This is a genomic window from Streptomyces sp. NTH33 (assembly GCF_003236365.1).
Classification (GTDB): Bacteria; Actinomycetota; Actinomycetes; order Streptomycetales; family Streptomycetaceae; genus Streptomyces.
Genome location: NZ_POTZ01000430.1, coordinates 1 through 5,840 on the forward strand (window position 1 = coordinate 1; position 5,840 = coordinate 5,840).

Genomic DNA, 5,840 nt, shown 5'->3' on the forward strand with positions numbered 1-5,840 from the left:
ACGTGCAGACGCCGTACCAGCCGGCCCCGGCGCCCAACCCGTACAGCACCGGCGCGCCCGCCCCGTCCCAGGGATACGGCTACCCGCAGCAGGCCGGCTACCAGACGCCCACCATGTCGCCGTACGCCCAGCCGGCCCAGGCTCCGACCTCGCCGCCGTACACCGTCCAGGTCCAGCACACGCCCGGACCGGGCGGCGGCAGGAGCAACAAGCCGGTGATCATCGGGTCGGCCGCCGTCGCCCTCATCGCGGTCGTCGGCCTGATCGCCGCGCTGGCCCTGAACGACGGCGGCGGGGACAACGGCGCAGGGGGTGGTGACAGCACCATTACCGCGTCTCCGTCGGTGGTCGCGGGCCACCGGGGACCGGACAAGTCGAAGACGATCAACGCCGACGAGTGCAGGGAGCCACGGAAGTCGTACGACGACCCGGCCAAGGTCCGGGTGCCGGACTTCCGGTACAAGAACCTTGATTCGGTCAAGGAGTGTCTCCAGGCCGCGAACTGGAAACTGAAGAAGAACGACTACGACGAGAACACGTTCGGCCAGGACACGGTCATCAACCAGTTCCCCGCGCCCGGCACGGACATCGACCCGAAGAACGCGCCGGATATCCAGCTCGACGTCTCGACCGGCAACCCGCAGACCTGACCCTCGGTCCTGAGCCGCGGTCCTGACCCGCAGACCTGACCCTCGGTCCTGAGCCGCGGTCCTGACCCGCAGTCCTGAGCCGCAGTCCTGAAAAAGGGGCCCGGCAGGATCCTGCCGGGCCCCACGACCGGTACGTGGAACGCCTTGAGTGCTACAGGTACGGCCCGCCCGAGCGGCCGCCTGTGCGGCCGTCGTCGCCGCCGTCGTGCCCGAGGCCCGGGGGAAGGGCGCGGCGCATCTGCTCCAACTGGGCCCGGGCGGCCATCTGCTGGGCGAACAGGGTCGTCTGGATGCCGTGGAAGAGGCCCTCCAGCCAGCCCACCAACTGCGCCTGGGCGATGCGCAGCTCGGCGTCGCTGGGGGTTCCCTCGTCGGTGAACGGCAGGGAGAGCCGCTCCAGCTCCTCCACGAGCTCCGGCGCCAGGCCGTCCTCCAGCTCCTTGACCGAGCTGGCGTGGATCTCCTTCAGCCGGTTCCGGCTCGCCTCGTCCAGGGGAGCCGCACGCACCTCCTCGAGGAGCTGCTTGATCATGCTGCCGATCCGCATGACCTTCGCGGGCTGCTCCACCTGCTCCGTCACCGGGGTCTCACGGGAGTCGTCGTCCCCGCCGCCGCCGAGTGCCATGCCGTCCTGGCCCACGACCAGGATCTGCGGATTCTCCGGCGACCGTTCGTTCCTCGGCATCTCCATGCCGCCATTCTCTCCCACCCGTGCGTCTCCCTTTCGTGGTGCCCCCCGCACGGGGTGATCCACCACGTCACTTCTCCGCCCCCGTGTCCCTCGCAAGGCCCAGGCGTAGCAGACGGGCCTCGCAGTGGTCCAGCCAGCGGACCTCCGCCTCGGCGTGCCAGACCAGCTGCTCCAGGACCAGCAGGCGGGCCACCTCCGCGGGGGAGCCGGGCGGGTGCGACAGCGCCTCGGCCCGTCGGCGCACATGGTCGTGCAGCGCCTCGGACACGTGCCGGCGCTGCGTCTCGACGACCTGCCGGACGTCCACGCCGGGTGCCCCCGCCGCCAGCACCAGCTTGATCACCAGCTCGTCGCGCGACGGGCCGGCCCGCTCCACGGGTCGCGCGTACCAGGCCCGCACTTCGGCGCGGCCCGCATCGGTCAGTGCGTACAGCACACGGCCGGCCCCGTCCACGTCCTCAGGGGTGACCAGTCCGTCGCGTTCCAGGCGGCCGAGCGCGGCGCGGACCCGGCCGGCGCCCGGTGGCCGGGACGACCCCGTGCACGCCGCGAACTCGATGCGCAGCCGGGAGCCGTGGCGGGGGCCGTCCGCCAGGAGCGCCAGCAGCCCGTGACGTATCGCCATAACCGGATTGTGCAGCGGTCCCGCCCCGGCGGCCGATCACGGAATGCCGGATTGGGCCAGTGATGTGAGTGTGGTCGTGTGACTCCACGGTTGCGCGTTCTGCTGCGCGCGACGGGGCTGCCGGTCGTACTGGGAGCGGCCGTCCTGTCCGGCGGTTCCGCCTCGGCGTACGACGCGGTGTCCTCGTCCTCGGACGCCATCGCGTCGCCCCACCGGCCCTCGGCGTCGTCATCGGTGCCGTCATCAGTGTCGTCATCGGTCCCGGCTCCGCCCTCGCCCTCCGCCGGCCCTTCGCGGCGCGGGAGCCGGCCGGGTGCGAGGCGGGAGTGGCCGGGGCGGCCGGGGCGGCCGCACTGGTGGGAGAGGGAGGTGGCGCCCGCTTCCGCATCACCGCAACGGACCGCTCCCGTGACGTCCGGGCCGCGGGACAGCCCCGCCCCCGGGCCCGTCCCGCGGCCCGGTCCCGAGACCGGGCCCATGCTGCGGCTACTGCCCCTGGGCAGTGGACTGGTCCTGATCGGCCTCGGTCTCGGGCTCGCGTTCCTCGCCCTCCGGATGCGCCGGGACTAGGGCGCCACCAGGAGCACCTTGCCGATGTGGCCGCTCTCCTCCACCAGCCGGTGGGCGGCCGCGGCGTCGCTCATCGGCACCTCCCGGTCGACGACCGGCCGGACATGGCCGTCGGCGAGCAGCGGCCAGACGTGTTCGCGTACGGCGGCGACGATGGCCGCCTTCTCACCCAGCGGGCGGGCGCGCAGCGAGGTCGCGCTGATCGCGGCCCGCTTGCTGAGCAGGGCGCCGATGTTCAGCTCGCCCTTGGCCCCGCCCTGCATGCCGATGATCGCGAGCCGGCCGTTGACGGCGAGGGCCCGTACGTTGCGGTCCAGGTACTTGGCGCCCATGTTGTCGAGGATCACGTCGGCGCCGGCTCCGTCCGTGGCCTGCCGGATCTCCTCGACGAAGTCCTGCTCGCGGTAGTTGATCAGGATCTCGGCGCCCAGTTCGGCGCAGCGCTCGAGCTTCTCCTGGGTGCCGGCGGTGACGGCGACCTGGGCGCCGACGGCCCGGGCGAGCTGGATCGCCATGGTGCCGATGCCGCTGGAGCCGCCGTGCACGAGCAGCGTCTCGTCGGGGCGCAGGTGGGCGACCATGAAGACGTTGGACCAGACGGTGCAAGTCACCTCGGGCAGCGCCGCGGCCTGCTTCAGTCCGACGCCCGCGGGAACGGGCAGCAGCTGACCGGCCGGAACGGCGACCTTCTCGGCGTAGCCGCCGCCCGAGAGCAGCGCGCACACCTCGTCGCCGACGGCCCAGCCGGACACACCGGACCCGAGTGCGGCGATCCGCCCGGAGCACTCCAGGCCGGGGTACCGGGAGGCGCCGGGCGGAGGGTCGTAGAAGCCCTGCCGCTGCAGGATGTCGGCCCGGTTGACGGCACTGGCCGCCACCTCGACCAGCACCTCCCCCTCGCCGGGTACCGGGTCCGGCACCTCGTCCCACACCAACGCCTCGGGTCCACCGGGTTCGGGAATCGTGATCGCATGCATGGGGCCGACGCTACTGCTTTCCCCGTCCCGGTCCCGTCCTCAGTCCTGCGGAAGCGGCCGTGTGTCCGGGATGACCCTCGTGCCCGGCGTGGTCCGGACAATGGTGATCAGACGGTCGGTCAACTGCAGTTCCCGTACGGTCGGGTCGTCGTAGGCCAGCACCCGGTGCCCGCGCAGGACGCTCACCACCAGGTCGTCCATCTCCCGCGGGTCCTGCCCCACCTCGGCTTTTATGACAGGTCGTTCGACGATGTCCAGGCCGCTGCCCTGCTGAATGAGGTCCTCCAACACCACGCTCGCGGCCGGGCTGAGCACGGACAGCCCGAGCAGCCGCCCCGCCGCGCTCGCGCTAGTGACGACGGCATCCGCCCCGGACTGCTTGAGCAGCGGCGCGTTCTCCTCCTCCCGCACCGCCGCGACGATCTTCGCCGCCCGGTTGAGCTGCCGGGCCGTCAGCGTCACCAGCACGGCCGTGTCGTCCCGCTGGGTCGCGACGATGATCTGCCGCGCCCGCTGCACCTCGGCCCGCTTGAGCACCTCGCTGCGGGTGGCGTCTCCGACCACGCCCGCGTATCCGTCCGCCGTGGCCGCGTCGATCACCTTGGAACTGGGGTCGACCACGACGACCTGCTGCTTCTTCAACCCGGCCGCACAGACGGTCCGGAGCGCCGATCTGCCCTTCGTGCCGAACCCGACGACGATGGTGTGATCGCGCAAAGTGGACCTCCAGCGGTTCAAGCGCCATTCCTCACGGGTGCGTTCGGTGAGGACTTCGAGCGTGGTGCCGACCAGGATGATCAGGAAGATCACACGCAGCGGCGTGATGACGAAGATGTTGGTGAGCCGAGCACTGTCGCTGACGGGGGTGATGTCACCGTATCCGGTGGTGGAAAGGGTCACCGTCGCGTAGTACGCCGCGGCGATGAGGTCCATCGGGGCGTCTTTCCCGCTGTCCTGGTATCCGCCGCGATCGGCATACACGATCGCAACGGTCGCACACAGCACCAGCAGCGCGAGGGACAGCCGTTTGCCGACCTGACGTATCGGGCGCTCCACGATTTTCCGCGGGAGCTTCACCCGATGGGTCACGAGATGTTCGCCCGCCTGGCGGGCGATCGCATCATGGCCCGGAAGTTTCACGTGAAACACACCCCGATTCCGGCGGCGGCCCAGGGCAGGTCGAGGAGTTCGGTCTCCTGACCCGGCCGGGCGCCACCTGGTGGTACGACGGCGAGAGCATCGGCCCCCGCGACACCGCGCAGCATCGCGGGACCGTTGTAGTGCAGCGGGACGGCGTGGTCGCCGCGCAGCACGACCGGCACGAGTCGGGTGTCGTGCGGATGCCCGTGCACCGCCTCCCGCAGGGGCAGCGTGTACGGCTCCGGGGCCGGGCGCGCGGCCAGTGTGCGCAGCAGGGGCTCGGCGAGCGTCAGCAGGCCGGAGACGGCCGCGAGCGGGTTGCCGGGCAGGCCGACGAGGTGCTGGTTCTCCTTGGTGCGGGCCAGCAGCATGGGGTGGCCGGGGCGCACCTCGACGCCGTTCACCAACAGCTCGGCGCCGATACGGCGCAGGACGGGGTGGACGTGGTCGACCGGGCCGGCGGCGGTTCCGCCGGTGGTGACGATCACATCGGCCCCGGACCGGGTGACCGCCCTGTGCAGGGCCTTCGCGTCGTCGCCGATCCGGCGCACGGCGGTGACCTCGGCGCCCAGCGCCCGCAGCCAGGGCGGCAGCATCGGGCCGAGCGCGTCCCGGATCCGGCCGTCGTGCGGCAGTCCCTCGGTGAGCAGTTCGTCGCCGAGGACCAGCACGTCGACGCGGGGGCGGGGGACCACGGTGAGCGTGTCGTACCCGGCGGCCGCGGCGAGACCGAGCACGGCCGGGGTCACCAGGGTGCCGACGGGCAGCAACTGGTCCCCGCTGCGGCACTCCTGCCCGCGCGGACGGATGTCCCTCCCCTGCCCGGGCATGGGGGTCCCCCCTGCTCGGGCGGAGCCGTGAGCTTGGGGGATGACGGCGTGCAGTCTGCCCTTGGCGTCCGTGCGGCCGTACTCGCTGCGCAGCACCGCGGTCGTGTCCTGCGGGACGCGGGCGCCGGTCGCGATCCGTACGGCCTCGCCGTCGGTCAGCGGCTCCGGCTCGCCGTGCCCGGCCAGGACGCCCTCGCCGCGTACGTCCCAGGGGCCGGGGCCGGCGACCGCCCAGCCGTCCATGGCGGAGGTGTCGAAGGAGGGCAGGTCGGTGAGGGCGGTCAGAGGCGCGGCCAGGACCAGGCCCAGGGCGGCGTCAAGGGGCACCGGGACGGGGGCTGTCACTTATACACATCT

General features: G+C 72.2%; 6 protein-coding genes. 1 reads left to right on the forward strand and 5 read right to left on the reverse strand.

The annotated features are described in order from the left end of the window. Positions 1–650: PASTA domain-containing protein (locus C1I97_RS29580; protein WP_146608329.1), on the forward strand; the 650-nt coding region annotated here is incomplete at its 5' end. 151 nt (positions 651–801) lie between these two features. Here C1I97_RS29580 and C1I97_RS29585 read toward each other — a convergent pair. From C1I97_RS29585 to C1I97_RS29605, 5 genes are all read right to left on the reverse strand, one after another. Then, positions 802–1,341, reverse strand: coding sequence for a bacterial proteasome activator family protein (locus tag C1I97_RS29585; protein ID WP_111006180.1), 540 nt, complete (start codon positions 1,339–1,341; stop codon positions 802–804). A 67-nt stretch (positions 1,342–1,408) separates the two neighbouring features. Further along, a complete protein-coding gene (locus C1I97_RS29590) occupies positions 1,409–1,966 on the reverse strand; it encodes a PadR family transcriptional regulator (protein WP_111006181.1) in 558 nt (185 codons plus the stop codon). A gap of 566 nt (positions 1,967–2,532) precedes the next feature. Further along, positions 2,533–3,513 carry an NAD(P)H-quinone oxidoreductase gene (locus tag C1I97_RS29595; RefSeq protein WP_111006182.1) on the reverse strand — a complete coding sequence of 327 codons (981 nt, stop codon included), beginning with the start codon at positions 3,511–3,513 and terminating at the stop codon, positions 2,533–2,535. Between the two features lie 39 nt (positions 3,514–3,552). Then, on the reverse strand, positions 3,553–4,653 hold the full coding sequence (locus C1I97_RS29600; RefSeq protein WP_111006183.1) for a potassium channel family protein: 1,101 nt from the start codon (positions 4,651–4,653) through the stop codon (positions 3,553–3,555). Beyond that, a complete protein-coding gene (locus C1I97_RS29605) occupies positions 4,650–5,828 on the reverse strand; it encodes a molybdopterin molybdotransferase MoeA (protein ID WP_258382794.1) in 1,179 nt (392 codons plus the stop codon). The genes C1I97_RS29600 and C1I97_RS29605 overlap by 4 nt, the downstream gene beginning before the upstream one ends. Positions 5,829–5,840 lie beyond the last annotated feature (12 nt).

What these genes read in the sequence shown, in the direction of transcription:
- C1I97_RS29585 (WP_111006180.1), bottom strand. Translation starts at nt 1,341, where the DNA reads ATGGAGATGCCGAGGAACGAACGGTCGCCGGAGAATCCGCAGATCCTG.
- C1I97_RS29590 (WP_111006181.1), bottom strand. Translation starts at nt 1,966, where the DNA reads ATGGCGATACGTCACGGGCTGCTGGCGCTCCTGGCGGACGGCCCCCGC.
- C1I97_RS29595 (WP_111006182.1), bottom strand. Translation starts at nt 3,513, where the DNA reads ATGCATGCGATCACGATTCCCGAACCCGGTGGACCCGAGGCGTTGGTG.